The 22,121-nt window shown below is 69.1% G+C and carries 26 protein-coding genes and 1 pseudogene; 9 read left to right on the forward strand and 18 right to left on the reverse strand.

The genetic code is table 11. The features are described 5' to 3' along the window. The 7 genes from ACDP63_RS02355 to pcaD all read right to left on the reverse strand — a co-directional run. On the reverse strand, positions 1–319 hold a 319-nt coding region (locus tag ACDP63_RS02355; protein WP_409927676.1), incomplete at its 3' end, for a helix-turn-helix domain-containing protein. A gap of 87 nt (positions 320–406) precedes the next feature. Further along, entirely contained in the window at positions 407–1,720 is a 1,314-nt protein-coding gene (locus ACDP63_RS02360) for a lyase family protein (RefSeq protein ID WP_024845857.1), read from the reverse strand. Positions 1,721–1,823: 103 nt separating this feature from the next. Beyond that, entirely contained in the window at positions 1,824–2,672 is an 849-nt protein-coding gene (locus tag ACDP63_RS02365; protein WP_024845856.1) for a 3-keto-5-aminohexanoate cleavage protein, read from the reverse strand. A gap of 10 nt (positions 2,673–2,682) precedes the next feature. Next, positions 2,683–3,294 (reverse strand): protocatechuate 3,4-dioxygenase subunit alpha, encoded by a 612-nt coding sequence (pcaG, locus tag ACDP63_RS02370; RefSeq protein WP_036748373.1) that lies wholly within the window; start codon positions 3,292–3,294, stop codon positions 2,683–2,685. Beyond that, positions 3,294–4,031, reverse strand: a complete 738-nt coding sequence (pcaH, locus tag ACDP63_RS02375) for a protocatechuate 3,4-dioxygenase subunit beta (protein ID WP_024845854.1) — start codon at positions 4,029–4,031, stop codon at positions 3,294–3,296. The genes pcaG and pcaH overlap by 1 nt, the downstream gene beginning before the upstream one ends. Continuing rightward, complete coding sequence (pcaC, locus tag ACDP63_RS02380) at positions 4,028–4,411, reverse strand: 4-carboxymuconolactone decarboxylase (protein WP_024845853.1); 384 nt, start codon at positions 4,409–4,411, stop codon at positions 4,028–4,030. The genes pcaH and pcaC overlap by 4 nt, the downstream gene beginning before the upstream one ends. Further along, the gene (pcaD, locus tag ACDP63_RS02385) at positions 4,408–5,184 is read right to left on the reverse strand and encodes a 3-oxoadipate enol-lactonase (RefSeq protein ID WP_024845852.1); all 777 of its coding nucleotides are present in this window, start codon (positions 5,182–5,184) and stop codon (positions 4,408–4,410) included. The genes pcaC and pcaD overlap by 4 nt, the downstream gene beginning before the upstream one ends. A 67-nt stretch (positions 5,185–5,251) precedes the next feature. Between pcaD and ACDP63_RS02390 the strand changes: the two genes are divergently transcribed. Next, positions 5,252–6,172: a LysR substrate-binding domain-containing protein gene (locus ACDP63_RS02390; RefSeq protein ID WP_177209307.1), complete on the forward strand. Its 921-nt coding sequence runs from the start codon at positions 5,252–5,254 to the stop codon at positions 6,170–6,172. Positions 6,173–6,193: 21 nt separating this feature from the next. Here ACDP63_RS02390 and ACDP63_RS02395 read toward each other — a convergent pair whose 3' ends face one another. Further along, positions 6,194–7,051, reverse strand: a complete 858-nt coding sequence (locus ACDP63_RS02395) for a helix-turn-helix domain-containing protein (protein ID WP_409927677.1) — start codon at positions 7,049–7,051, stop codon at positions 6,194–6,196. Between the two features lie 93 nt (positions 7,052–7,144). On the opposite strand from ACDP63_RS02395, the gene pobA reads away from it, so the two are divergent. After that, positions 7,145–8,314, forward strand: coding sequence for a 4-hydroxybenzoate 3-monooxygenase (gene pobA / locus ACDP63_RS02400; RefSeq protein ID WP_024845849.1), 1,170 nt, complete (start codon positions 7,145–7,147; stop codon positions 8,312–8,314). Here the strand turns inward: pobA and ACDP63_RS02405 are convergent. From ACDP63_RS02405 to epmA, 4 genes and pseudogenes are all read right to left on the reverse strand, one after another. After that, positions 8,308–8,916: an AmiS/UreI family transporter gene (locus ACDP63_RS02405; protein ID WP_024845848.1), complete on the reverse strand. Its 609-nt coding sequence runs from the start codon at positions 8,914–8,916 to the stop codon at positions 8,308–8,310. The genes pobA and ACDP63_RS02405 overlap by 7 nt on opposite strands. Positions 8,917–9,065: 149 nt before the next feature. Beyond that, positions 9,066–9,753, reverse strand: a pseudogene (locus tag ACDP63_RS02410) (IS5 family transposase); the annotation flags it as partial. A 406-nt stretch (positions 9,754–10,159) separates the two neighbouring features. After that, on the reverse strand, positions 10,160–11,434 hold the full coding sequence (locus ACDP63_RS02415; RefSeq protein WP_024845846.1) for a lytic murein transglycosylase: 1,275 nt from the start codon (positions 11,432–11,434) through the stop codon (positions 10,160–10,162). 130 nt (positions 11,435–11,564) lie between these two features. Beyond that, complete coding sequence (gene epmA / locus ACDP63_RS02420; RefSeq protein ID WP_024845845.1) at positions 11,565–12,614, reverse strand: EF-P lysine aminoacylase EpmA; 1,050 nt, start codon at positions 12,612–12,614, stop codon at positions 11,565–11,567. A gap of 134 nt (positions 12,615–12,748) precedes the next feature. Between epmA and efp the strand changes: the two genes are divergently transcribed. Continuing rightward, positions 12,749–13,315, forward strand: a complete 567-nt coding sequence (efp, locus tag ACDP63_RS02425; RefSeq protein WP_024845844.1) for an elongation factor P — start codon at positions 12,749–12,751, stop codon at positions 13,313–13,315. Positions 13,316–13,403: 88 nt separating this feature from the next. Here efp and ACDP63_RS02430 read toward each other — a convergent pair whose 3' ends face one another. Together ACDP63_RS02430 and argC are read right to left on the reverse strand one after the other, a co-directional pair. Next, complete coding sequence (locus ACDP63_RS02430; protein ID WP_167521697.1) at positions 13,404–13,571, reverse strand: hypothetical protein; 168 nt, start codon at positions 13,569–13,571, stop codon at positions 13,404–13,406. A gap of 77 nt (positions 13,572–13,648) precedes the next feature. Then, on the reverse strand, positions 13,649–14,677 hold the full coding sequence (gene argC / locus ACDP63_RS02435) for an N-acetyl-gamma-glutamyl-phosphate reductase (protein WP_024845843.1): 1,029 nt from the start codon (positions 14,675–14,677) through the stop codon (positions 13,649–13,651). Between the two features lie 448 nt (positions 14,678–15,125). On the opposite strand from argC, the gene panB reads away from it, so the two are divergent. Both panB and panC read left to right on the forward strand, forming a co-directional pair. Next, entirely contained in the window at positions 15,126–15,956 is an 831-nt protein-coding gene (gene panB, locus ACDP63_RS02440; protein ID WP_024845842.1) for a 3-methyl-2-oxobutanoate hydroxymethyltransferase, read from the forward strand. Beyond that, positions 15,953–16,801 (forward strand): pantoate--beta-alanine ligase, encoded by an 849-nt coding sequence (panC, locus tag ACDP63_RS02445; RefSeq protein ID WP_024845841.1) that lies wholly within the window; start codon positions 15,953–15,955, stop codon positions 16,799–16,801. Before panB ends, panC begins: the two co-directional genes overlap by 4 nt. Positions 16,802–16,841: 40 nt before the next feature. On the opposite strand, the gene ACDP63_RS02450 is transcribed toward panC, so the two are convergent. The 3 genes from ACDP63_RS02450 to ACDP63_RS02460 all read right to left on the reverse strand — a co-directional run bounded on the left by ACDP63_RS02450 (position 16,842) and on the right by ACDP63_RS02460 (position 18,167). Beyond that, positions 16,842–17,144, reverse strand: a complete 303-nt coding sequence (locus ACDP63_RS02450) for an ATP-binding protein (protein WP_409927678.1) — start codon at positions 17,142–17,144, stop codon at positions 16,842–16,844. Between the two features lie 136 nt (positions 17,145–17,280). Next, the gene (locus ACDP63_RS02455; RefSeq protein WP_024845839.1) at positions 17,281–17,562 is read right to left on the reverse strand and encodes a response regulator transcription factor; all 282 of its coding nucleotides are present in this window, start codon (positions 17,560–17,562) and stop codon (positions 17,281–17,283) included. Next, positions 17,562–18,167, reverse strand: coding sequence for a PepSY domain-containing protein (locus tag ACDP63_RS02460; RefSeq protein ID WP_338119174.1), 606 nt, complete (start codon positions 18,165–18,167; stop codon positions 17,562–17,564). Before ACDP63_RS02460 ends, ACDP63_RS02455 begins: the two co-directional genes overlap by 1 nt. Here ACDP63_RS02460 and ACDP63_RS02465 point away from each other — a divergent pair. Both ACDP63_RS02465 and ACDP63_RS02470 read left to right on the forward strand, forming a co-directional pair. Further along, entirely contained in the window at positions 18,116–18,496 is a 381-nt protein-coding gene (locus tag ACDP63_RS02465; RefSeq protein WP_024845837.1) for a hypothetical protein, read from the forward strand. The two genes, ACDP63_RS02460 and ACDP63_RS02465, sit on opposite strands and share 52 nt — an antisense overlap. A gap of 208 nt (positions 18,497–18,704) precedes the next feature. Further along, positions 18,705–19,169 (forward strand): SRPBCC family protein, encoded by a 465-nt coding sequence (locus tag ACDP63_RS02470; RefSeq protein ID WP_024845836.1) that lies wholly within the window; start codon positions 18,705–18,707, stop codon positions 19,167–19,169. 30 nt (positions 19,170–19,199) lie between these two features. Here the strand turns inward: ACDP63_RS02470 and hppD are convergent, their stop codons facing one another. Beyond that, positions 19,200–20,312, reverse strand: coding sequence for a 4-hydroxyphenylpyruvate dioxygenase (gene hppD, locus ACDP63_RS02475; RefSeq protein ID WP_028709884.1), 1,113 nt, complete (start codon positions 20,310–20,312; stop codon positions 19,200–19,202). Positions 20,313–20,451: 139 nt separating this feature from the next. Between hppD and ACDP63_RS02480 the strand changes: the two genes are divergently transcribed. Both ACDP63_RS02480 and ACDP63_RS02485 read left to right on the forward strand, forming a co-directional pair. Continuing rightward, the gene (locus ACDP63_RS02480) at positions 20,452–20,907 is read left to right on the forward strand and encodes an Lrp/AsnC family transcriptional regulator (protein ID WP_231486861.1); all 456 of its coding nucleotides are present in this window, start codon (positions 20,452–20,454) and stop codon (positions 20,905–20,907) included. 81 nt (positions 20,908–20,988) lie between these two features. Further along, positions 20,989–22,044 carry a lysine-2,3-aminomutase-like protein gene (locus ACDP63_RS02485; protein ID WP_024845210.1) on the forward strand — a complete coding sequence of 352 codons (1,056 nt, stop codon included), beginning with the start codon at positions 20,989–20,991 and terminating at the stop codon, positions 22,042–22,044. Positions 22,045–22,121: the final 77 nt, after the last annotated feature.

Below are 22,121 nucleotides of genomic sequence, written 5' to 3' on the forward strand. Positions count from 1 at the left end.
CATGGGCGAAACGCCACAACGCGCCATAGCTGACCCTGACCCCGCGCGCGGCCAGCCCGGCCCGGAGCCGGCGCAGGGGCAGCGAGGGGTGTTCCGCAAGCCGCGCCAGCGCGTCGTCCCGTCCCGGCGCCATCACATCGCGCCGCTTACCGCCCATCGGACTGGCCTCGCAACTGCCTGTCGCGCGCCATCTCCGGGACCATTTCACAACGCTCGGCACGCTGAGGCCGAACAGAGACGCAACCGCGCGCACCGTCTCTCCCTCAGCAACGCGCGCAACAACGCGTGTCCGAAGATCGCTGGACAAAGGTCTCGCCATGCATGCCGGCCTCCTTTCCCAGCAGCCATGTCGAAGCAGACCATCCCCGATCTGGGAGCGCCCGATCCAGCCTGAAACGATCAGGCTTTAGGCGCCGGCAGCCTCGGCAAAGGCCCGCGCCTCGGCCGGGGCGGTGCCGAGCCCGCCGGCGGCGGAAAGGTCCAGATCCGGGAAGTCGCGGGCGACCAGCGCCGGCAGCGGCTGGCCGCCGGATTGCGCCTCGGCGCAGAGCGCCTTGATCCTGGCCTGCGCCTCGGGGCGCGGCATGTGGCGGGCCAGGGCGAAGGTGAAGGCCTCGGCATGGATCAGCCCGCTGCCGTCGTCGAGCCCGCGCGCCATGGCCTGCGCATCGGGCGCGATCCGCCCCGACAGGTCCAGCGCCAGCGCCAGCGCCCGGCCGGTCGAGATGCAGAGCTGCGGCAGGGTCAGCCATTCCACGAACCAGGCCGCGCCGTCGCGCTGCTGGCGGTGGATGCCGGCGCCGTGCAGCGCCGAGGCCAGCGCCGCCGCCTGCCGCGCCAGCGCCACCAGCACCGAAGGGCCGACCGGATTCTGCTTTTGCGGCATGGTGGAGGAACCGCCGGCGCCGGAGATGCGGATTTCGCCGATGCCGCTTTGCGCCATCAGGATCAGGTCCTCGCCCATCTTGCCCAGGCTGGCGCAAAGCCCCGCCATCCAGGCGGCGAAATTGCCGATGCGGTCGCGTTCGGCATGCCAGCCGTGGCCGGGATCATGGAGGCCGAGCGCCTCGGCCAGGCCGGCGCGCACGGCGGGGCCCTCGGCCCCCATGGCCGAGAGCGTGCCCGCCGCCCCGCCCAGCGAGACGGTGGCCAGGTCCGGCGCCAGCGCCTGAAGGCGTGCGCGGTGGCGCAGCAGCGGATGGCCCCAGCCGGCGATCACGGCGCCGAAGCCGGTCGGCGTCGCCGCCTGCCCGTAGGTCCGCGCCGCCATCGGCAGATCGGCATGCTCGCGGGCCAGCCGGCCGAGCGCGGCAGCCAGCCGGCCGAGCCTGTCGTCCCAGATCCCCGTCAGCCGGCGCAGCCGCAGCGCCTGCCCGGTTTCCATGATATCCTGGCTGGTCGCGCCCCAATGCAGGTATTGCGCATGATCGGGCGCCTCCATGGCCTTGCGGAAGGCCGCGACCAGCGCCGGGACCGGCACGCCGTTGGTCGCCGTCTCGGCAGCCAGCGCGGCGGGGTCGATCTGCACCTCGCGCGCGGCGCGCTCGATGAAGGCGCCGGCGGTTTCGGGGATCAGGCCCAGCCGGGCCTGCGCGCGGGCCAGCGCGCCCTCGACCAGCAGCATGGCGCGGATCTCGGCGCTGTCGGCGAAGAGCGCGGCGGTCTCGTCATCCGAGAACAGGCTGCGATAGAGGGCGCTGTCGGCGGCTGCGGCGGGCATCGGTCGGTCCTTTTGCAATGGCAGGACCGGGGGGCCGTCTGCCCCCCGGACCCCCCGAGGATATTGGGACAAGAAAGAAGATGCGAGAGGCAGGCAGCGGGGCTCAGGCGGCAGGCTCAGGGGAGCGCAGGCCGAGGATCTGCCGGGCCTGGCGCCAGGTCGCCACCGGGCGGCGGTATTTCTCGCAAAGCGCCGCGGCGCGTTTCACCAGCGCGGCGTTGGAGGGGGCAAGCCTGTCGCGGTCGAGGCGGACATTGTCCTCGAGCCCGGTGCGGGCATGGCCGCCGGCAGAGATCGCCCAGTCGTTCAGCACGATCTGGTTCGGCCCGATGCCCGCCGCGCACCAGGGCGCATCGGCGCCGAAAAGGCGCTTCACCGTATGGACGTAATAGTCGAAGACCTCGCGGTCGGCGGGCATGGCGTTTTTCACCCCCATGACGAATTGCACATAGGGCCGGTCCTTGATCTGGCCCGCCTGCCACATCTGATGCGCCTTGAGGATATGGCTGAGGTCGAAAGCCTCGATTTCCGGTTTGATATCGTATTTCGCCATCTCGGCGGCCAGCCAGTCCACCAGGTCCGGCGGGTTCTCGTAGACCCGGGTCGGGAAATTGTTCGAACCGACCGAGAGCGAGGCCATGTCGGGGGCCAGCGGCAGCATGCCGCCGCGTGCGCGACCCGCCCCCGAGCGGCCGCCGGTCGAGAGCTGGACGATCATGCCGGGGCAATGCGTCTCGATCCCTTCCTTGAGCCGGGCGAAGCGTTCGGGGTCGGAACTCGGCCGGCCCTCGTCGTCGCGGACGTGGCAATGGGCGATCGTCGCGCCGGCCTCGAAGGCTTCCTGCGTCGATTCGACCTGCTCCTCGATGGTGATCGGCACCGCCGGGTTGTTGTCCTTGGTCGGCAGCGAGCCGGTGATGGCGACGCAGATGATGCAGGGGGTTGCGGTCATGGCCTTGCCCTCAGATGTCGAAGAAGACGGTTTCGTTCTCGCCCTGCAGCTTGAAGTCGAAGCCGTATTCGCCCGGTCCGGTCCGCTTCGCCATGAGCGTCTGGATGCGGGCCTTGTGCTCGATCCGGGCGAGGACCGGGCATTCGGCATTGGCCGCCTCCTCGTCCTCGAAGCAGATCCGGGTCTGGAGCCCGAGATTGATGCCGCGCGCCACCAGCCAGACATTGATATGCGGCGCCATCAGCCGGCCGTCCGGGAAGGGCACGCGGCCCGGCTTGACGGTTTCCAGCCGCCAGATGCCGGTGTCGAAATCCGCCGCGACCCGGGCCCAGCCGGTGACGTTCGGATCGGCGGCGCCGCGCGGGTCGTTGCCGGGATAGATGCCATCCGCATCGGCCTGCCAGGTTTCGAAAAGCGCATCGCGCAGGACCATGCCGGCGCCGTCGATGACGCGGCCGGTGATGATGATGCGCTCGCCCCGCGCGCCCTCGCGGATCGGCGAGAGGCCCAGGTCCTGCGGATAGATGCCGGGATTGCCGAGCGCGTTCGGGGTCAGGCCGATATGGACATAGGGGCCGGCGGTCTGCGAGGGGGTTTCCTTGAGATAGTCCAGTCCCTGCATCACATCCCCTCCTTGCGGTTTTCGAAGAACGACTGGCGGCGGCCGCGCAGCACGATGTCGAACTTGTAGGCCAGGCAGTCCATCGGGATCGCCCGGTTCATGTCCAGGGGCGCCACCAGCGCCTGGATGGCGCGGTCCTGGCCGATGGTGTTGACGATCGGGCATTTCGCGATCAGCGGGTCGCCCTCGAAATACATCTGGGTGATCAGGCGCTGGCCGAAGCCGGTGCCGAAGACCGAGATGTGGATATGCATCGGCCGCCAGTTGTTGACATGGTTCGGCCAGGGATAGGCGCCCGGGCGGATGGTCAGGAATTCGTAGCTTCCGTCCGGCCCGGTCAGCGTGCGCCCGCAGCCGCCGAAATTCGGGTCGAGCGGCGCCAGGTAGCCGTCCTTCTTGTGGCGGTAGCGGCCGCCGGCATTGGCCTGCCAGATCTCGACCAGCACGTTCGGCACGCCGCGGCCGTTCTCGTCCAGCACCCGGCCGTGCATGATGATGCGTTCGCCGATGGCAGGCTGGCCGGTGAAGTTCATCACCAGGTTGTTGTCCAGCACCCCGATCATGTCATGGCCGAAGGCGGGGCCGGTTTCCTCGCTGAGCGTCGAGCCGAGCGCCACCAGCGCGCGATGCGGGGCGCGGGTCATCGAGGTCTTGTAGCCCGGCGTATAGGCCGGCGGGTGCCAGTCGCGGTCGCGGAAGAACAGCGGGCCGCGGTCGGTTGCATTGCTGAGGGTCATCGCTTGGCCGCCTCCATTTCGGCAAAGGTCTCCTTGGCGATCTTGATCGCGTGGTTGGCGCGCGGGACGCCGGCATAGATGGCGACATGCAGCAGCGCCTCGATCACGTCGCCGGGCGTGGCGCCGGTGTTCGCGGTGGCGCGGATATGCAAGGCCAGTTCGTGGTCGTTGCCCAGCCCCGCCAGCAGCGCGATGGTCAGCATCGAGCGCTCGCGCGGGCTGATCGTGTCGCGCGACCAGACCGCGCCCCAGGCGGATTCGGTGATCAGCCTCTGGAAGGGCTCGTCGAAATCGGTCTTGGCGGCCTCGGCGCGGGCGACATGGGCATCGCCCAGCACCCGGCGCCGGGTGGTCATGCCTTGGTCGTAACGGTCACTCATCGGGCGTGGTCCTGAAGGAAGGGGGCCAGCAGCGCGGCCCATGCGGCGGGGGTTTCGACGCAGGGCAGATGGCCGGCGCCGGGAATGACGTGGAAATCCGCGCCGGGGATCAGATCGGCGGTGCCGCGCACCAGATCCGGCGGCGAGGAGCCGTCCTGGTCCCCGGCGATCACCAGCGCGGGCAGGCGCAGGCTGGCGGCGGCTTCGGTCAGGTCGGCGGCGGCGATGGCCTCGCAGGCGGCGATGTAGCCCTGCGCGTCGCAGCGGGCCAGCATGTTGCGCCAGGGATGCAGCGCCGGCGTGGCGCGGAAGGGGGGGGCGAACCAGCGCTCCATCACCGCATCGGCGATGCTGGCGACGCCGCCGGCACGGACGGCGGCGATGCGGGCGGCCCAGATCTCGGGCGCACCCATGCGGGGCGCCGTGTTCGACAGCACCAGCGCGCGCAGCAACTCGGGCCGGCGCGCGGCCAGCGCCTGGCCGATCATGCCGCCGATGGACAGGCCGACGAAGACCGCCGGTCCGCCGGTCGCCTCGGTCAGCGCCGCGGCGTCCTCGGCCAGATCGGCGATCGAGACGGGGCCGCCGGAATCGGACAGGCCGTGGCCGCGCTTGTCGTAGCGAATGGCGCGGATGCCCGGCAGAAGCGGCAGCACCGCGTCCCAAAGCCGCAGGTCGGTGCCCAGGGAATTGGCGAAAACCACCGGCAACCCGTCCTCGGGCCCGTCGATCCGGTAATGCATCGCCCCCCAGGGTCGCATCAGAACTTGCATGGCAACTCCTCTCTCACCCATAATCTGCCACAGCCTGTTCCGGGCGAAAAATGCTAAACGAGCGATCATGTATAATCATTCCATTATGCATCCGGCGATCAAGCTGCGCCATATCCGCGCCTTTCTGGACATCGCGGCCGAGGGCGGGCTGTCCGCCGTCGCCCGCCGGCAAGGCATCACCCAGCCGGCGCTGTCGCGCACCCTGGCCGAGCTGGAGACGCTGCTGGGGCAGCGGCTGTTCCTGCGCCAGGGGCGGCGGCTGGTGCTGACCGAACAGGGCGCGCTGTTTCGCCACCATGCCGCCCAGGCCCTGCAGGCGCTGGAGGCAGGCGCGGCGGCGCTGCGGCCGGGGACCAGCGGCACGATCCGGGTCGGCGTGCTGCCCACGGTGGCGACGCGGTTCTTTCCGCAGGTGGTGCTGCGGCTGCGGCAGATCCTGCCCGAGGTGACGCTGGCGGTCGAGACCGGGCCGCATCACTACCTGATCCGCATGCTGCGCGCGGGCAGCATCGACCTGATGATCGGGCGCCTGCCCAGCCCCTCGGAAATGGCGGGGCTGAGCTTCGATCACCTTTACGAGGAGGACGTCGTGCTGGTGGCGCGCGCCGGCCATCCCGCGGCCGGCCGGCCGGCCGCCGAGGCGCTGCGCGAGGCGCCGCTGATCCTGCCGCCGGCGACGGCGCTGATCCGCGCCTCGGTCGATGCCTATCTGGTCTCGCTGGGGCTGGCCGGCGGCCGGCCGCTGGTCGAGACGGTGTCGCTGGCGCTGGGGCGGGGGATCTGCCTGGCCTCGGACAGCCTGTGGTTCATCTCGCGCGGGGTGGTGCTGGACGAGGTCGAGCGCGGCCTGCTGGTCGAATTCCCGACCGGTGCCAGGTTCCTGTCCGGCGCGGTCGGCATGACCCGCCGGCAAGCCGCCGCGGCACCGGGCCTTGCCACGCTGGAACAGGTGGCGCGCCAGATCGCCGGCCGGGCGGCGGGCGGCTGACGGCGCGATTGGTGCCAGCAGTCAGGCGACGGTCATGAAGGGCCGGCGATAGGCGCTTGGCGTCGTGCCGCGCAAAAGCCGGAACCGGCGCGAGAAATGCGCCGGGTCGTGAAAGCCCAGCCGATAGCCGATCTCGGCCACCGGCAGCTGGGTAAAGGCCAGCAGCCGGCAGGCCTCGGCCATCACCAGCCCCTCGATATGGCGCGAGGCGCTGCCCCCCGTCGCCTCGCGGCACAGCCGGTTCAGATGGCCGGGCGTGATCGCCAGCGCGCGGGCATAGTCGCCGGGCCGCCAGCCCTCGGCCATATGCGCCGCGACCAGCGCCGCAAGCCGCTGCAGCCGCTGCGGGCTGCCGCCGACCGTCTCGGCCAAGGCCGCGCGGTCGAGTTCGCAGATCGCGGTCAGCAGGGCATGCGACAGCGCCGCCAGCAGCGGCCCGCGATAGGCGCCCTGGCCGGCGAAGGCGTCAGAGAGCTGGCCGATCAGCGTCAGCAGCCCCTCGTCCAGCGCGCCGAAGAACGGGCGCGACAGGTGCCGGCCGATCTCGGCCGAGGCGGCCTGCAAGCCGGCGGCGACGCTCAGCGGAAAGGACAGCACCATGCCCTCGCTGCCCTTGCGGAAGCGGAAACCATGCACGACCAGCGCCGGCACGAACAGGAATTGCCCGTCATGCAGGCACGCGGCATCGCCGTCCAGCATCACCTGCGCCTCGCCCTGCCGCATGGCGAAGACCTGCATCATCTCGCGATGGCGATGCGGCGAGATCGCCCAGTCGTGCAGACGCGCCCGGTCCCAGATCCGCTCGCAATGGATCACGTCCGGGAAGGCGGCAGTCTCGCCGAACAGGTTGAAGACCGGGATGGGGCCGGGCGCGCTCATGCACGATTCATACAAGTCTTTGCCGCCCGCGTCCATTCATCGCCGCCCGCCCGCCGCCTATGCTGCAAGTCAGGGAAACAAGCGGACATCGTCATGGACACTCAGGTCGTCATCATCGGCGGCGGGCCTTCGGGGCTGCTGCTGTCGCAGCTTCTGAACCGCGCCGGCATCGCCACGGTCATCCTGGAACGCGCCAGCCGCGAGCATGTGCTGTCGCGCATCCGCGCCGGCATCCTGGAATGGGGCAGCGTCGAGCTGCTGCGCGAGGCCGGGGTCGGCGCCCGCATGGATGCCGAGGGCATCGCGCATGACGGCGCCTGGCTCACCGATGCCGACCTGATGGTGCATGTCGATTTCAAGGCGCTGACCGGCAGGCAGGTCATGGTCTATGGCCAGACCGAGGTCACGCATGACCTCTACGACGCGCAGGACGCCATGGGCACCACCATCCTGCACGGCGTCGAGGATGTGCGCATCCTCGACCTCGACGGGCCGCAGGCGGCGGTCGAATACACGCAGGGCGGCCGGCGCCACCGCCTGAGCTGCGCCTATGTCGCGGGCTGCGACGGCTTTCACGGCGTCTCGCGCAGGACCATCCCCGAGGATCGGCGCCGCCAATTCGAGCGGGTCTATCCCTTCGGCTGGCTGGGCATCCTGTCGCGCACGCCGCCGGTCGCCGACGAGCTGATCTATGCCAATTCGCCGCATGGTTTCGCGCTGGCCTCGATGCGCAACCACAATCTCGTGCGCTATTACGTGCAGGTGCCGCTGAGCGACCGGGTCGAGGACTGGCCCGACGACCGCTTCTGGGCCGAGTTCCGCCGCCGCATCCCCGCCCAGGCCGCGGCGCGGCTGGTCACCGGCCCCTCGATCGAGAAATCCGTCGCGCCGCTGCGCAGCTTCGTCTCGGAGCCGCTGCGCTGGGGCCGGCTGTTCCTGGTGGGCGATGCCGCGCATATCGTGCCGCCGACCGGCGCCAAGGGGCTGAACCTGGCGGTGTCGGACGTGTTCTACCTGCATCAGGCGCTGATTGCGGCGCTGAAGCAGGGCGATCAGGCCGGGCTCGACACCTATTCCGACCGCGCGCTGGCGCGGATCTGGAAGGCGATGCGCTTCAGCTGGCAGATGACCATGATGCTGCACCGTTTCGACGGCGAGGACGGTTTCGCCGCGCAGATGCGCCGCGCCACGCTGGCACATCTGGCGGAATCCGAGACCGCGCGCCGCGAACTGGCCGAGAATTACGTGGGCCTGCCCTACTGACATGCATGGCCTGGGCTTGCAGCAAGGCGGTCCGACAAACGGTGCCCAGCATTGCCCCGCATCCAGCGCCGCAAGGGAGACCGCGCCTTCTTCTTGCACAGGCTGCAAACGCAGATCGGCAGGCGGTCGCGCTTGGTCAGGCCCGAGACCAGGTTGATCGCCACGATCTCGCGATCCTCGATCCGGCCCATGAGCCACAGCCCGCTGAGAAACTGCACCGCGCCCATATGGAACAATAGAAAGCAAGCGGCATGGACCTCTCTTTTGGTGGAGCCGTACGTGCCGAAAGCCGGGACGCGGGCGCGGGGCGCCGTCAGCCGGTCCTGGCGACCGCCCCCCCGTGACCGGGCGTTTCGGCCCGTCACCGCCGGGCCGGATGTCGAAGTCGAGGATGCCGGTCGGGAGCGCCGGCGTCGCGCCGACAGGGGGATGTCCACGATGCCGGCGATGCGGCTCTCGACCGGGACGGCGCCGAGGATCATGTAGCCCTGCTCGCCCGAACGGCCGAGCCTCCTCAGATATTCCATGGCGTTGAAGCAGGCCCGGCGACAAGCGACATGCGCGTCGAGGTAATATTGCTCGCCCGTGCGTTCGTCGACCAAGATGCCCTCGAAGATCAGGGTATCGTCGAAATCCAGGTCGATGGGCTAAGGCCGAAAGATCGGGTTGATGACGCCGTATTTCGCCATGCCGCGGCTCTGCTGCACGAATCGGTTGATGGCCGGAGTGCCCCTTTCCCCGGACAGGCTTGTCCCACGGCTTGGGTGACGGATATGTCGAGGGCGGTGAACCCGTTCAGCACGGCAACCCGGGCCCGGAACTCTGCAGCTTGACGGTCGAAGTCCCGCGCTGTCAGTCGCTGACCCGGCAGCTTCACGCAATGCATCCGATCATCGGGAAAACAGTCCACTGGACCGTTTTCTGATCCTCCTTACATCTCTCGACACGGCCCAGGCGATGATAGCCGCGCCGTCGTCGCCAGATGGCCTTGCCGAAGCGTCTGGATGCACGCCGAGCCTTGCTGCGGATGATCGCTGCGGCTGTGTTCGTCACCCAGGGTTTGGCGTTCTTGCGGGGCGGCATGATCGCGGCGGCACCACGGGCGACGCTGGCATCATGGCACCTGCGCATGCCGAAGGCACCGTCGGCGGTGACGCTGGCGATATCCTGATCCGCAGGGATCGGGTCGAGAGGTTCTGGCAGCATCGGTGCGTCGCCGAGGTCGCTGCTGGTGCATTCTGCCGCCCGTATTTCCGGGGTTTTCTCGCCAATCCCCAGGCGGATCTTGCGCCGGACGCGCCGCTTGGGCCCGCCATGCTTGCGCGCGTTCCATTCCCCTCGCCCCCGGCCGTGATGCCAATGCTGTCGATCGACAGGTGCAGCGGTCCCTGCGATCCGCGATAGGGAATGCCGACCTTCAGGCGCTTCCGGCGCCGCGATCCAAGCCGGGCGCGGCGGATCACTCTTCCGCGGGATGCCGGCGACCTTGCTACCGGCGACCGTCAAACGCGCCATAGCGACCGGCAAGATTCTGGCCGGGAACATGGATCATGCCAGGGCATCAGCCGTGTCCTTGCCCTTGGTGAACACCGGCTTGCGGCCTGTCGAATGGCTTGGCGCGAAGATCCGCAGGAAAACGGTCCGCGCGGTTCGCAATACCCTCGCCAGGGCAAATACGGGACTCAAAGGCCGATGAGCCCGGCGCCAAAGCCGCAAGGGCGGGCACCCGGCCCGGGGCCCGCAATCGGGGCACCGATCAGCGCCCGCCTTCCCACGCGACCCGGCAGCAAGCAGGGAACCGATGCCGAGAAAGGCCGGGCGGCGCCGGCCCGGCCGCTTCACCCGTCAGCCGCGACGCAGCTGCTCGAGCAACGCGGCCGACGGCTCGCCCGTCACCGGCAGCCCGCGCGAGGCCTGATAGGCGCGGATGGCGCTGATCGTGTTCGAGCCGACATTGCCGTCCACCCCCTGGGTGTCGAAGCCGCGGGCGGTCAGCAGGCGCTGCATCTCCTTGCGCTGCTCGATGCGCAGGCCGGGATGGTCGGCCGGCCAGGGATTGGCCAGTCCCGGATAGCCCTTGAGCCGGTCCGCCAGATGCGACACCGCCAGCGCATAGCTGTCGGCATTGTTGTAGCGCAGGATGGCGTGGAAGTTGCGGGTGATCAGGAAGGCCGCGCCCGAGGCACCGCCGGGCACGATCAGCTCGGTCGAGGTGCCGGCGGGCGGCAGCGGCCGCTGGTTGGCCTGGCGCACGCCCAGGGACTGCCATTCCGCGACGCTGCGCCGCTTGCCCTTGCCGGCCAGCGCGGTGTTGAAGCCGGGCGGCAGCGTGACCTCGACCGCCGCCGGGAGGCCGCGCTGCCAACCCGATTTCGCCAGGTAGTTCGCGGCCGAGGCCAGCGCGTCGGACGGGTCGTTCGACCAGATGTCGCGCCGGCCGTCGCCGGTGAAATCCACCGCGAAGGCAAGATAGGTGGTCGGGATGAACTGGGTATGCCCCATGGCGCCGGCCCAACTGCCGGTCATGTGGCCGGGGTCGATGTCGCCCGATTGCAGGATCTTCAGCGCCGCCATCAGCTGGCTGCGGAAGAAATCACCGCGATAGCCCTCATAGCCAAGGGTGGCCAGGCTTTCGATCAGCGGCAGGTCGCCGCGCCGCTCGCCATAGGTCGATTCCATGCCCCAGACCGCGGCAACGACCTCCTTGTCCACGCCATAGGTCGCCTCGACCCGCGTGAGCACGCCGCCATATTGCGCCAGCGCCGCCCGGCCGTTGGCCTGACGCTTTTCCGAAACCGCGTTCTCCAGGTATTCCCACAGCGATTTCTTGAACTCCGCCTGGTTCTGCGAGCGGCGCAGCGCCTCGGGGTTATAGGTCACGTCGCGGAAGGCGAATTCCAGCGTGCCGTCGCTGATGCCCTGGCCGCGGGCGCTGGCCTTGAAGCCTTCGACCCAGTTGCGCAGCCCGGCGACCTTTTCGGCCGGCGGGTTCTGGTAGCGGCCCCATTTGATCTCCTGGCTCTGCTGGGGAACCCCCGCGCCGGGATATTGGCCGGCGCACCCCCCAAGCAGCAGAGCCATGGCCGTGAGCGTCGCCGAAAGTCGCAATGAAAGCCGCATTCCTGTCCCCTTGGTCAAGCCTTTTGCCGCAGCCTAGCGTCCGATGTCCCGCGCCGAAAGCCGGAAAACCGGCGCCGGCAAGAGGCCGCCCTTCCCGAAAGGGCATCGGGCCCCTGCCGGTGGCGGGGCATCATCCGGCCGGCAGCGGGGTCCAGATCACCTCGTCGATGCGCGGTGCGCCGGTGGCCAGCATCACCAGCCGGTCGAACCCCAGCGCGCAGCCCGAGGCCGGCGGCATGAAGGCCAGCGCGCGCAGGAAATCCTCGTCCAGCGGATAGCGTTCGTCATGGACCCGCGCCTTTTCCGCCATCTCCAGCTCGAAGCGGCGGCGCTGCTCGGCCGGGTCGGTGAGTTCGCCGAAACCGTTGGCCAGCTCGACGCCGCAGGCGTAAAGCTCGAACCGCTCGGCCTCGCGCGGCTCGTCCGCGGCGCGCCGCGCCAGCGCCGCCTCGGGCGCGGGGTAGCGGTCCAGGATCAGCGGCCGGCCATGGCCCAGATGCGGCTCGACCCGCTCCACCAGCACGCGCGACAGGATATCGGACCAGCCGTCGTCCGCCGCCAGGCGGATCCCCCGCGCCTCGGCCTGGGCGCGCAGGGCCGCGGCATCGGTCTCGGCCCCGTCGCAGGTCGAAAGCAGGTCGATGCCGGCATAGTCGCGGAAGGCCTCGGCCACGCTCATCACCTCGGGCGTGGCATAGGGGTCGCATTCGGCGCCGCGAAAGCGCAGCATCTCGGCGCCCGCGCATTCCGCCGCATGGCGCAGATATTGCGCGCAATCGTCGAAAAGCACGCGGTAATCCTCGCCCGCCCGATACCATTCCAGCATGCAGAACTCGGGGCTGTGCAGCGGCCCGCGCTCGCGGTTGCGCCAGACATGGCCGAAGGCGAAGATGCGCTCCTCGCCCGCGGCCAGCAGTTTCTTCATGGCAAATTCGGGGCTGGTATGCAGATACATCCGCCGCGGCACGCCGTCATTGCCGATCTGGTCGGTGGCGAAGGCGTGCAGATGCGCCTCGTTGCCCGGGCTGACCGCCAGGGCCAGCGGATCGACCTCGACGAAGCCCTGCGCGCCCAGCCAGTCGCGGATCGCGGCCTGGATGCGGTTTCGCGCCAGCAGCAGCGGCCGGCGCCCGGCATGGCGGTCACGGTCCCACCAGGGGCTTTCATCGGCGGGTTTCATGCGCGCACCTCCTGCATCTGTGTCGTTTTTCCCTTGCGGCTGGCGCAAAGCTGCGAAAAACGCTATGGGATGTCATCCTGCCGGACTTGGTATCCGGCATCCCGGAATTTGAAAAGCAGGCAAGGGAAACCGCCTTGAAAGTCATCGCCTCCAGCCTTCGCAAAGGCAATGTCGTCGAGATCGACGGCAAGCTCCATGTCGTCCTGACGGCGACCAATTTCCACCCCGGCAAGGGCACCCCGACGACCCAGGTCGAGCTGCGCCGCATCTCGGACGGCAACAAGGTCTCGGAACGCTGGAAGACCACCGAACAGGTCGAGCGTGCCCATGTCGACGAGCGCGCCTATAACTTCCTTTACGAGGACGGCGAGGGCTTTCACTTCATGGAGCCGGAAAGCTATGAGCAGGTCGTGGTCTCGCCCGAGGTGGTCGGCGACGACAAGGTGTTCCTGGAGGACGGCATCAGCGTCTTCCTGCAGGTCCATAACGGCGTCGCCATCGCCATCGAGCTGCCGCAGAAGGTGACGGTCGAGGTGGTCGAGACCGAACCGGTGGTCAAGGGCCAGACCGCCTCGTCCAGCTACAAGCCGGCGATGGCGCATAACGGCGTGCGCATCATGGTGCCGCCGCATATCGGCGTGGGCACCAAGGTCGTCATCAACACCGCCGACCTGACCTATGTCGAGCGCGCCAAGAGCTGATCGCTGAAGCTTTCGGGGGCGGGGCGTCCTCGCGCCCTGCCCCTTTGCGTTCCGCCGCATCATCCGCAGGCTCGCGGGATCATGCGGATCAATCGGCAGTCGCGGCCCCGATGGTCCCGCCCACCACGGCGCCGGCGGGACCGGCGATGACCGCCCCGCCCAGACCGCCCGTGGCGGCGCGTTCGGTGGGATTGTCGCCGCAACCGGCCAGAACAAGCAGCATGGCGGAAGCGGCAGTCGCAATCAGGCTACGCATCTTGCTGTCCTCCTTCAGGGCGGCGAAACGCCGCCCCTATCCCAGACAAGACGCGCAACCTCGCCCTATGGTTCCGGTCAGGGAAAGATCGGCGCCAGCATCAGCCCTTCGGTTTCCGGCAGGCCCAGCATCAGGTTGGCGTTCTGCACCGCCTGACCCGAAGAGCCCTTGCACAGGTTGTCCAGCGTCGAGACGACCAGCGCCCGCCCCGAGATCCGGTCGCCGGTCACGCCGATATGGCAGAAGTTCGAACCCTGCACATGCGCCATCGCCGGCAGTTGGCCAAAGGGCAGCACGACGATGAAAGGCTCGTCGGCATAGGCCTCGGCCAGCGCGGCATGCACCGCCTGCGGCTCGCCCTTGAGATAGCAGGACGCCAGGATGCCGCGGTTCACCGGCACCAGATGCGGGGTGAACTGGATGCGCACCTCGCGCCCGGCAATGGCCGAAAACTCCTGGTCGAACTCGCCCAGGTGGCGGTGCTTGCCGCCCTGGGAATAGCCCGCCACATCCTCTGAGCGTTCGGCGAAGAGCATGTTTTCCTTGAGCGAGCGCCCCGCCCCGGACACGCCGTTCTTGAGGTCGCAGATGATGTCGTCGAGGTCGATCAGCTCTGATGCGATCAGTGGCCGCAGCGCGAATTGCACGGTGGCGGCGTTGCAGCCGGTGCCGGCGACCAGCCGCGCGCCCTTGATCTGGTCGCGATAGAACTCGGTCAGGCCATAGACCGCCTGCGGCTGGATCTCGGGCGCGGCATGGTCGAGCCCGTACCATTTCCGGTAATCCGCCGGGTCGCGCAGCCGGAAATCGGCGCCCAGGTCGACGATCTTCACATCGCCCGGCAATTGCCCGACCAGCGGCTGGCTAAGGCCGTGCGGCAGGGCGCAGAACACCAGGTCGATGGCCGAGAAGTCGATCTCCTCCATCCTGACCAGCGCCGGCAGCCTGAGATGTCGCAGATGCGGGAAGACCTCGTCATAGCCCTGCCCCGCCTTGCGGTCGGCGGACAGCGCGGCGATCTGGATCCGGGGATGGGTGGCCAGGATGCGGACGAGTTCGGCACCCGTATAGCCCGAGGCCCCAAGGATGGCAGCTTTCAGCGTCATGTCTCGATCCCGAGGAAACGGCCGCATTCGGCGCGGCGCTGGTTGGTCCGGCCCCGCAAGGGGCCAGATCCGGCACTAGGCCCCGGTCCCCGGCATGTCAAGCCGCGGGCCGGGGCGGATCGGGCGGGCCGGCATCCATGCGGGCGGGCATCCATGCGGGCAGGTCTGGCCGCGGATGGCACCGCCGCATGGGTATTTGGGGAACGAAGAAGCCGCCGGCCGCGCGGGGGCGGCCATGCCTTGCCGGACGGGGGCCGGCCTTGGGGCGGGGTTAATTCCAACATATTGTATTTGCTTTTGAAATTCTGAGCATCGATTGCTGCCCCGGCCGGCCGGCTTATTTTCCTGCGCAAGAATGCTGCATCTGCATCATTTTATTGCGAGACATGGCGGCGCGAATCCAATATTCGGGCGGCGGCCGCCAAGGCCCTGGATAACGGAGGAAGTGATGAGCGCGACCCCTGATCGCAAGAGCCAGCTTGGCCCCGGTGACATCCGCGCCCGCAAGGGCGGCGAGCCGGTGGTCTGCCTGACCGCCTATACCACCCCCATGGCCCGGCTGGTCGATGCGCATTGCGACATCGCGCTGGTCGGCGACAGCCTAGGCATGGTCCTGCACGGCCTGCCCTCGACCATCGGCGTGACCATGGAGATGATGATCCTGCACGGCAAGGCGGTGGCGCGGGGCTGCTCGCGCGCCTGCCTGGTGGTGGACATGCCCTTCGGCAGCTACGAGGAAGGGCGCGAACAGGCCATGCGCAACGCGGCACGGCTGATGGCCGAGACCGGCTGCCAGGCGGTCAAGCTGGAGGGCGGGCGGCACATGGCCGAGACGGTGGCCTTCCTGGTCGCGCGCGGCATTCCGGTCATGGGCCATGTCGGGCTGACGCCGCAAGCGGTCAATGTGCTGGGCGGCTACAAGGTGCAGGGCCGCGGCCGGGACGAGGCCGACCGCATCGCCCAGGACGCCGCCGCGCTGACCGACGCCGGCGCCTTTGCCGTGGTGCTGGAGAAGCTGCCCGCGGCGCTGGGGGCGCGCATCACGCAGGAGATCGCCGTGCCGACCATCGGCATCGGGGCGGGTCTCGATTGCGACGGGCAGGTGCTGGTGGTGGACGACATGCTGGGCCTGTTCGCGGATTTCCGGCCGAAATTCGTCAAGCGCTATGCCGAACTGGGCCGCGATGCCGATGCCGCCATCGCCGGCTATGCCGCCGAGGTCCGCGCCCGGCGCTTTCCTGGCCCCGAACATGTCTTCGGCGAGGGCAGGCCCGCATGAGCGCGCCCATCGTCCGGCCGCTGGCCGAGCTGCGCGCGCTGGTGCGCGGCTGGAAATCCCGCGGCGAAAGCATCGGCGTGGTGCCGACCATGGGCGCGCTGCACGAAGGGCACCTGAGCCTGGTCCGGGCCGCCAGGGCCAGTTGCGACCGGGTGATCGTGACCCTGTTCGTCAACCCGCGCCAGTTCAACAATGCCGAGGATTTCGCCCGCTATCCCCGCACCGAACATGCCGATGCGGAACTGCTGGCGCCCCTGGGCGTCGATGCGCTGTTCGTGCCCGATGGCGACGAGGTCTATCCGCCCGACCACGCCACGGTGGTCTCGGTCTCGGGCGTGACGGCCCCGCTGGAAGGGGCGCATCGTCCGGGCCATTTCGACGGCGTGGCCACGGTGGTGACGCTGCTGTTCAACATGACCCAGGCCGACCGGGCGTTTTTCGGCGAGAAGGACTGGCAGCAGCTGCAGCTGGTACGCCGGCTGGTGCAGGATCTGAAGCTGCCGGTCGAGATCGTGCCCTGCCCCTGCGTGCGGGCCGGGGACGGGCTGGCGCTGTCCTCGCGCAACCAGCGCCTGACGGCCGAGGGGCGGGCGCGCGCCGCCGCGCTGCCGCAGGCGCTGTTCGAGGCGGCGCGGCGGATCGAGGCCGGCGAGCCCGCCGAGGCCGCTCTGGCCGCGGCGCAGGCCGGGCTGGAGGCGGCGGGCGTGGGTCCGGTCGAATATCTGGAACTGCGCGACGGCGAAACCCTGGGCAAGCCGCAGCCGGGCCGGCCGGCGCGGCTGCTGGTCGCGGCCTGGCTCGACGGGGTGCGGCTGATCGACAACCTGGCGGTCACGCTGCCCTGAGTGCATTCATCGGGCCAGGACAGCACCGGGGGCGCCTGCCTCATGAGTATCTGCAAAACGGTGAAAGCGGCGCGACCTGGGAATGGGGCGCTGCCGCGTCGAGATGCAATTCGGCCCGGAAGCCGGGACGGGCGTTGCGCATCCGCAGTTCCCCCTGCGCGACATCGACGATCTCGGCGACCACGGCCAGGCCGATACCCTGCCCCTCACCGCTGGGATCGAGGCTGAGGCCGCGCTGGAGGAGCCGTTCCAGATCCGTCTCGGGAATGCCCGGCCCGTCGTCCCGGACAGCGACGAGGATGCGGCCGGCCTTGCGGCGGGCCGAGACGCGAACGGTGCGCATGGCGCATGGCGTTTTCCAGCAACGCGCCGAGCGCCTCTGTCAGTTCGTCGGGGTCGGTGCGGGCGGCAAGGCCGGGGGGGCGCCGAAAACTGCCAGTCGATGCCGGCGCCCAGCGGCGTGCGGCGCAGCACGCCGATCAGCCGGGTCGCGATCCGCCCCGGCTCGGCGCTTTGTGCATCGCGGCCGGACCGGAGGCAGGCGCGGGCCAGTTCGCGATCGACATGGCGCCGACCTGGCGTAGCGGACGCGGGCCGACGGTGATCTGCAGCCAGTTGGCCAGCAGCGGCTCGCCGCGCGGGCCGGGAAGCGTGCGCAGCGCGGTTTCGCCGGCCGTCTCGACCAGGAAGCCCGCCGCCTTCAGCCCCCGCTCCAGATCGGCGGCGATCCGGAGCTCATCCTCGACGATCAAGGTGCGCATCAGTCCCCGTCCTCCTCGTCCAGGGCCAGTATCCGCCCCGAGGCCGCGTCGATCTCGACCTCGATCAGGCGGCCGTCGGGGGTCGCCAGCTCGGCCTCATAGATCATCATGCCGTCCTCGTCGTCCAGGTCCACCTCGATCACCCGTCCGGGCTGGGTTTCGTGCAGCCGTGCCAGCACCTCGGCAAGGGGCAGGATCCGGCCGCCCTCGACCGCCTCGCGCGCCTGTTCGAAATCCGGCTTGGCGATGCCCTGGCCGACCGCCAGAAAGGGCGGCAGCAGCGACAGAAGGAGAATGGCGGCAAGCCGTCTCGTGCCGCCCCTGTTAGCGTCCGGGAACCGACGGGCGGCTGACCAAACCGGCGCGGGGCCCTGCCGCCGCGCGCGGCGTGCCGAAACGGCAACAGCCCGGCCCGGCGGCCTTCCGCCCAGGCGGGGCGTTCCTGACGACGGCCTGACAGGCCGGATCAGAGGGCAGTCAGCAAGCCTGCGGCATTGCGGCCCCGTTATCCCGCGGACGGGCAACCGCCACCTTACCATGAAAGGGCCAAGAGATGCTGCGCAAGAGCGGGACGAGCTTCGCCGAGACGCTGAACGGCACGCCATCCGGCGACGGGCTGTCGAAGATGGCTGGCCAGGACCGGCTATTCGGCTTTGGCGGCAACGACCGGCCGGAGGGCAGGCGCGGCAACGACGTCCTGACCGGCGGCGCGGCGGCCAATGTCTTCGAGTTCGGGCGCGGCATCACCACCGATTTCCAGAACGGCATGGACCGGCTGGACTTCGACGAATTCAGCCGTGCGCAGGTGCAGGCCGTCATCAACAGTGCCCGGCAGGCCGGCGACGACCTGGTGCTGCGGCTATCCGCCGATACCATCGTCACCATCCAGGACGTGCAGAAGGCGCAGCTCGACCTGGGCGACTTCGCCTTCTGATCGGAAACAGCGCCACCGGCAGGATGCCGCCGCATGTGCCGGCGGCGGCGCTTTCCCTGCTTGCGGGCTATGCCGGCGGGCATTTTCCCGCCAGTATCGGGGGCGGGCGATCCCGGCTCCCGGACGCGGCGGCCTCTTCCCCCGCCAGCCAAGGCGGGTTTCGCCCCGCAAGCGCATCCCGCAGATCGGCCCGCAAGGAGGAAATGCCATGACCACCGCACCCGACCACGTGCTGACGCTCGAGCGCGTCCTGGATGCGCCCGTCGACCGGCTCTGGCGCTGCTGGACCCAGCCGGACCTGCTGAAGCAATGGTTCTGCCCGAAGCCCTGGCATGTCTCCGAGGCGCGCATCGACCTGCGACCGGGCGGGGCCTTCTTCACCGTCATGAACGGCCCCGACGGCGAGCGGTTCGAGAATATCGGCGTGTTCCTGGAGATCGAGCCGCAGCGCCGGCTGGTCTCGACCGACGCCTTCCGGCCGGGCTGGCTGCCGACCGCGCGGGCCTTCATGGTCTCGCATGTGCATTTCGAACCGCGGGGCCAGCGGACGCATTACCGCGCCCAGGCCATGCACTGGAACGAGGAAACGCTCAGGCAGCACGAGCAGATGGGCTTTCACGAGGGCTGGAACATGGCCGCCGACCAGCTCGAGGCCCTGGCGAAAAGCCTGTAGGGCCCGGCCGGCCTTTCATTCCGCCGCGTCTCACTCCGCCGCGTCGATCTTCAGCACGCCGCGGCGGATCTGGTCCGCCTCGATCGATTCGAACAGGGCGCGGAAATTGCCCTCGCCGAAACCGTCATCGCCCTTGCGCTGGATGAACTCGAAGAAGATCGGCCCGATCACGGTCCTCGAGAAGATCTGCAGCAGCACCCGCGTCATGCCGCCGCCGACGACGCCCTCGCCGTCGATCAGGATGCCGTGCTTTCTCATGCGCTCGACGGGTTCCTGATGGCCCTTCACCCGGTCGTGCGACATCTCGTAATAGGTGTCGGGCGGGCCGGGCATGAACTTCATCCCCGCCTCGGCGATGCGGTCGGTGGCGGCATAGATGTCCTCGGTGGCGATGGCGATGTGCTGGATGCCCTCGCCCTTGTAGGCGCGCAGGTATTCCTCGATCTGGCTGTGATCGTCGGTCGATTCGTTGATCGGGATGCGGATCTTGCCGTCGGGCGAGGTCAGCGCCCGGCTGACCAGCCCGGTCTGCTTGCCCTTGATGTCGAAGAACCGGATCTCGCGGAAATTGAACGTGTCGTGGTAGAACTTGTACCAGGTGTCCATATTGCCGCGCACGACGTTATGCGTCAGGTGGTCGAGATAGTAGAAGCCGAACCCCTCGGGGCGCGGGTCGGGCTCGCCCAGCCAGTCGTAATCGGCCGCATAGGCGCTGCCGGCATCGCCGTAGCGGTCGATGAAGTACAGAAGCGAGCCGCCGATGCCGTAGACCGCCGGCGCCTCGATGGATTTTCCGCTGCCGGTATATTCCCTGGCGCCCAGGTTCAGCGCCCGCCGCAAGGCGTGTTGGGCATCGACCACGCGCCAGGCCATGGCCGGGGCGCAGGGGCCGTGTTCGCGCACGAAACCGGCGGCATGGCTGTCCGGGTCGGCATTCAGCAGATAATTGATGTCGCCCTGGCGATAGAGCGTGATGTCCTTGCGCCTGTGCCGCGCCACCGGCGCGAAACCCATCTGGCGAAAGATGCGGTCCAGGGTCTCGGGCTGCGGATGGGCGAATTCGACGAATTCAAACCCGTCCGTCCCGGCGGGATTTTCGGCGCTGATCGTGGCTTTCGGGGCGTCATGCGGGAACGGTCCCATGGCGTCTCCTCCCTAGTGTTCGCGTGTCCTGAAACCATGATCGCGCGAATGCGATGCAAACCGGGCGCAAACTGTGCCATGATCGGGACACAAAGGCACGAAACGCGCATGGATGAGACGATTTATGCCAGAAACACGCATGGACGGATTCGACATCGCCATTCTCGACGCCCTGCAGCGCGACGGGGCGATGACCAATGCCGCGCTGGCCGAACTGGTGAACCTGTCGGCCTCGCAATGTTCGCGCCGGCGGGCGGCGCTGGAGGAGGCGGGCGTGATCGAGGGCTATGCCGCGCGGCTGAACCCGCAGAAACTGGGCTTTGGCCTGCGCGCCATCATCCGGGTGAACCTGCGCAGCCATGGCCAGGGCAAGGAGGACGATTTCGCCCGCTTCGTCGCCGCGCATCCGCAGATCCGCTCGGCCTTTTCGGTCTCGGGCGATGCCGATTACATCCTCGACGTACGGCTGCGTGATCTGGAGGCGTTTTCGGACTTCATCCATCGCCACCTGCTGCCGCAACCGCAGGTGGCCCAGGTGCGTTCCGAAATCGTGCTCAGGACGCTCAAGGACGACCGCAGCCTGGTGCTGCCCTGATCCATGCGGCAAGGCCCGCTCTTGCCAAGACCGGCCAGGGGGTCGATAAACCGCCCTTCCCTTTCGCCGCAAGAGGCCGCCTTGTCCCAGCGCCCGATCACCACCGTTCCCGCCCTGGTCGAGGCCGGCCTGGCCGATGCCGCGCAGGCCGAGGCACTGGACGCGGTGGCGGCCGAGTTCCGCATCCGCATCTCGCCCGCCATGCGCCAGGCCATGCAGGCGCCCGGCGACGGCGTCGCCGCGCAATTCCTGCCCGATGCGCGCGAATTGCGGATCCGCCCCGAGGAACTGGCCGATCCGATCGGGGACGACGCGCACAGCCCGACGCCCGGCCTGACCCATCGCTATCCCGACCGGGTGATCCTGCATGTCACCAGGACATGCGAGGTCTATTGCCGCTTCTGTTTTCGCCGCGAGGTGGTGGGCGAGGAGGGCACCCTGCCCGAGCCCCAGCTGGCGGCGGCGCTGGACTATATCGCCCGCACCCCGGCGATCCGCGAGGTGATCCTGACCGGCGGCGACCCGATGGTGCTGTCAGCGCGCCGCATCGCGGCACTGATGGCGCGGCTGGAGGCGATCGCCCATGTCGATGTCGTACGCTTCCATACCCGCGTGCCGGTGGTGGCCCCCGGCCGCATCGACGCGGCCATGCTGGCGGCGCTGCGGCCGGCGCGGCTGGCGGTCTGGGTGGTGATCCACACCAATCACGCGCAGGAACTGACCGAGGCCGCCCGCGCCGCGCTGGCGCGGCTGGCCGATGCGGGCATCCCGCTGTTGTCGCAGACCGTGCTGCTTCGGGGAGTGAATGCCGATCCCGAGGTGCTGGCCGAGCTGTTCCGGGCGCTGATCCGCAACCGGGTCAAGCCCTATTACCTGCATCATTGCGACCTGGCGCGCGGCACCGGCCATTTCCGCACCTCCATCGCCGAGGGACAGGCGATCATGGCGGCCCTGCGCGGGCGGCTGTCGGGGACATGCCTGCCGACCTATGTGCTGGACCTGCCGGGCGGGCACGGCAAGGTGCCGCTGGGCCCCGACCACGTCCGGCCGACCGCGCCCGGCCGCTATGCGATCCGCGACTGGCGGGGACGGCTGCACGAATATCGCGATCCGGAAGGCGGCGACGCTTGCGACTGACCGCAGGGGCGGCCCCGGCGCCAGGGAACCCGGCCGGCCCCGCGCATGTTTCCCCTGCGAACAGCCGAAGGACCGGC

The sequence above is a fragment of the Paracoccus sp. P2 genome, assembly GCF_046335115.1.
In the GTDB taxonomy this organism is placed as follows: Bacteria; Pseudomonadota; Alphaproteobacteria; order Rhodobacterales; family Rhodobacteraceae; genus Paracoccus; species Paracoccus pantotrophus.

Excerpts from the sequence above, each read along its gene's own strand:
- pcaD (WP_024845852.1), bottom strand. The coding sequence starts at position 5,184 with ATGCAAGTTCTGATGCGACCCTGGGGGGCGATGCATTACCGGATCGAC.
- hppD (WP_028709884.1), bottom strand. The coding sequence starts at position 20,312 with ATGGGACCGTTCCCGCATGACGCCCCGAAAGCCACGATCAGCGCCGAA.
- ACDP63_RS02395 (WP_409927677.1), bottom strand. The coding sequence starts at position 7,051 with ATGAGCGCGCCCGGCCCCATCCCGGTCTTCAACCTGTTCGGCGAGACT.
- pcaH (WP_024845854.1), bottom strand. The coding sequence starts at position 4,031 with ATGACCCTCAGCAATGCAACCGACCGCGGCCCGCTGTTCTTCCGCGAC.
- panC (WP_024845841.1), top strand. The coding sequence starts at position 15,953 with ATGAGCGCGCCCATCGTCCGGCCGCTGGCCGAGCTGCGCGCGCTGGTG.
- pcaC (WP_024845853.1), bottom strand. The coding sequence starts at position 4,411 with ATGAGTGACCGTTACGACCAAGGCATGACCACCCGGCGCCGGGTGCTG.
- ACDP63_RS02450 (WP_409927678.1), bottom strand. The coding sequence starts at position 17,144 with ATGCGCACCGTTCGCGTCTCGGCCCGCCGCAAGGCCGGCCGCATCCTC.
- pcaG (WP_036748373.1), bottom strand. The coding sequence starts at position 3,294 with ATGCAGGGACTGGACTATCTCAAGGAAACCCCCTCGCAGACCGCCGGC.
- ACDP63_RS02465 (WP_024845837.1), top strand. The coding sequence starts at position 18,116 with ATGCTGCGCAAGAGCGGGACGAGCTTCGCCGAGACGCTGAACGGCACG.
- ACDP63_RS02430 (WP_167521697.1), bottom strand. The coding sequence starts at position 13,571 with ATGCGTAGCCTGATTGCGACTGCCGCTTCCGCCATGCTGCTTGTTCTG.
- argC (WP_024845843.1), bottom strand. The coding sequence starts at position 14,677 with ATGACGCTGAAAGCTGCCATCCTTGGGGCCTCGGGCTATACGGGTGCC.
- panB (WP_024845842.1), top strand. The coding sequence starts at position 15,126 with ATGAGCGCGACCCCTGATCGCAAGAGCCAGCTTGGCCCCGGTGACATC.
- ACDP63_RS02455 (WP_024845839.1), bottom strand. The coding sequence starts at position 17,562 with ATGCGCACCTTGATCGTCGAGGATGAGCTCCGGATCGCCGCCGATCTG.
- ACDP63_RS02480 (WP_231486861.1), top strand. The coding sequence starts at position 20,452 with ATGGACGGATTCGACATCGCCATTCTCGACGCCCTGCAGCGCGACGGG.
- ACDP63_RS02470 (WP_024845836.1), top strand. The coding sequence starts at position 18,705 with ATGACCACCGCACCCGACCACGTGCTGACGCTCGAGCGCGTCCTGGAT.
- ACDP63_RS02360 (WP_024845857.1), bottom strand. The coding sequence starts at position 1,720 with ATGCCCGCCGCAGCCGCCGACAGCGCCCTCTATCGCAGCCTGTTCTCG.
- epmA (WP_024845845.1), bottom strand. The coding sequence starts at position 12,614 with ATGAAACCCGCCGATGAAAGCCCCTGGTGGGACCGTGACCGCCATGCC.
- ACDP63_RS02415 (WP_024845846.1), bottom strand. The coding sequence starts at position 11,434 with ATGCGGCTTTCATTGCGACTTTCGGCGACGCTCACGGCCATGGCTCTG.
- ACDP63_RS02460 (WP_338119174.1), bottom strand. The coding sequence starts at position 18,167 with ATGGCGTGCCGTTCAGCGTCTCGGCGAAGCTCGTCCCGCTCTTGCGCA.
- ACDP63_RS02390 (WP_177209307.1), top strand. The coding sequence starts at position 5,252 with ATGTATAATCATTCCATTATGCATCCGGCGATCAAGCTGCGCCATATC.
- ACDP63_RS02365 (WP_024845856.1), bottom strand. The coding sequence starts at position 2,672 with ATGACCGCAACCCCCTGCATCATCTGCGTCGCCATCACCGGCTCGCTG.
- pobA (WP_024845849.1), top strand. The coding sequence starts at position 7,145 with ATGGACACTCAGGTCGTCATCATCGGCGGCGGGCCTTCGGGGCTGCTG.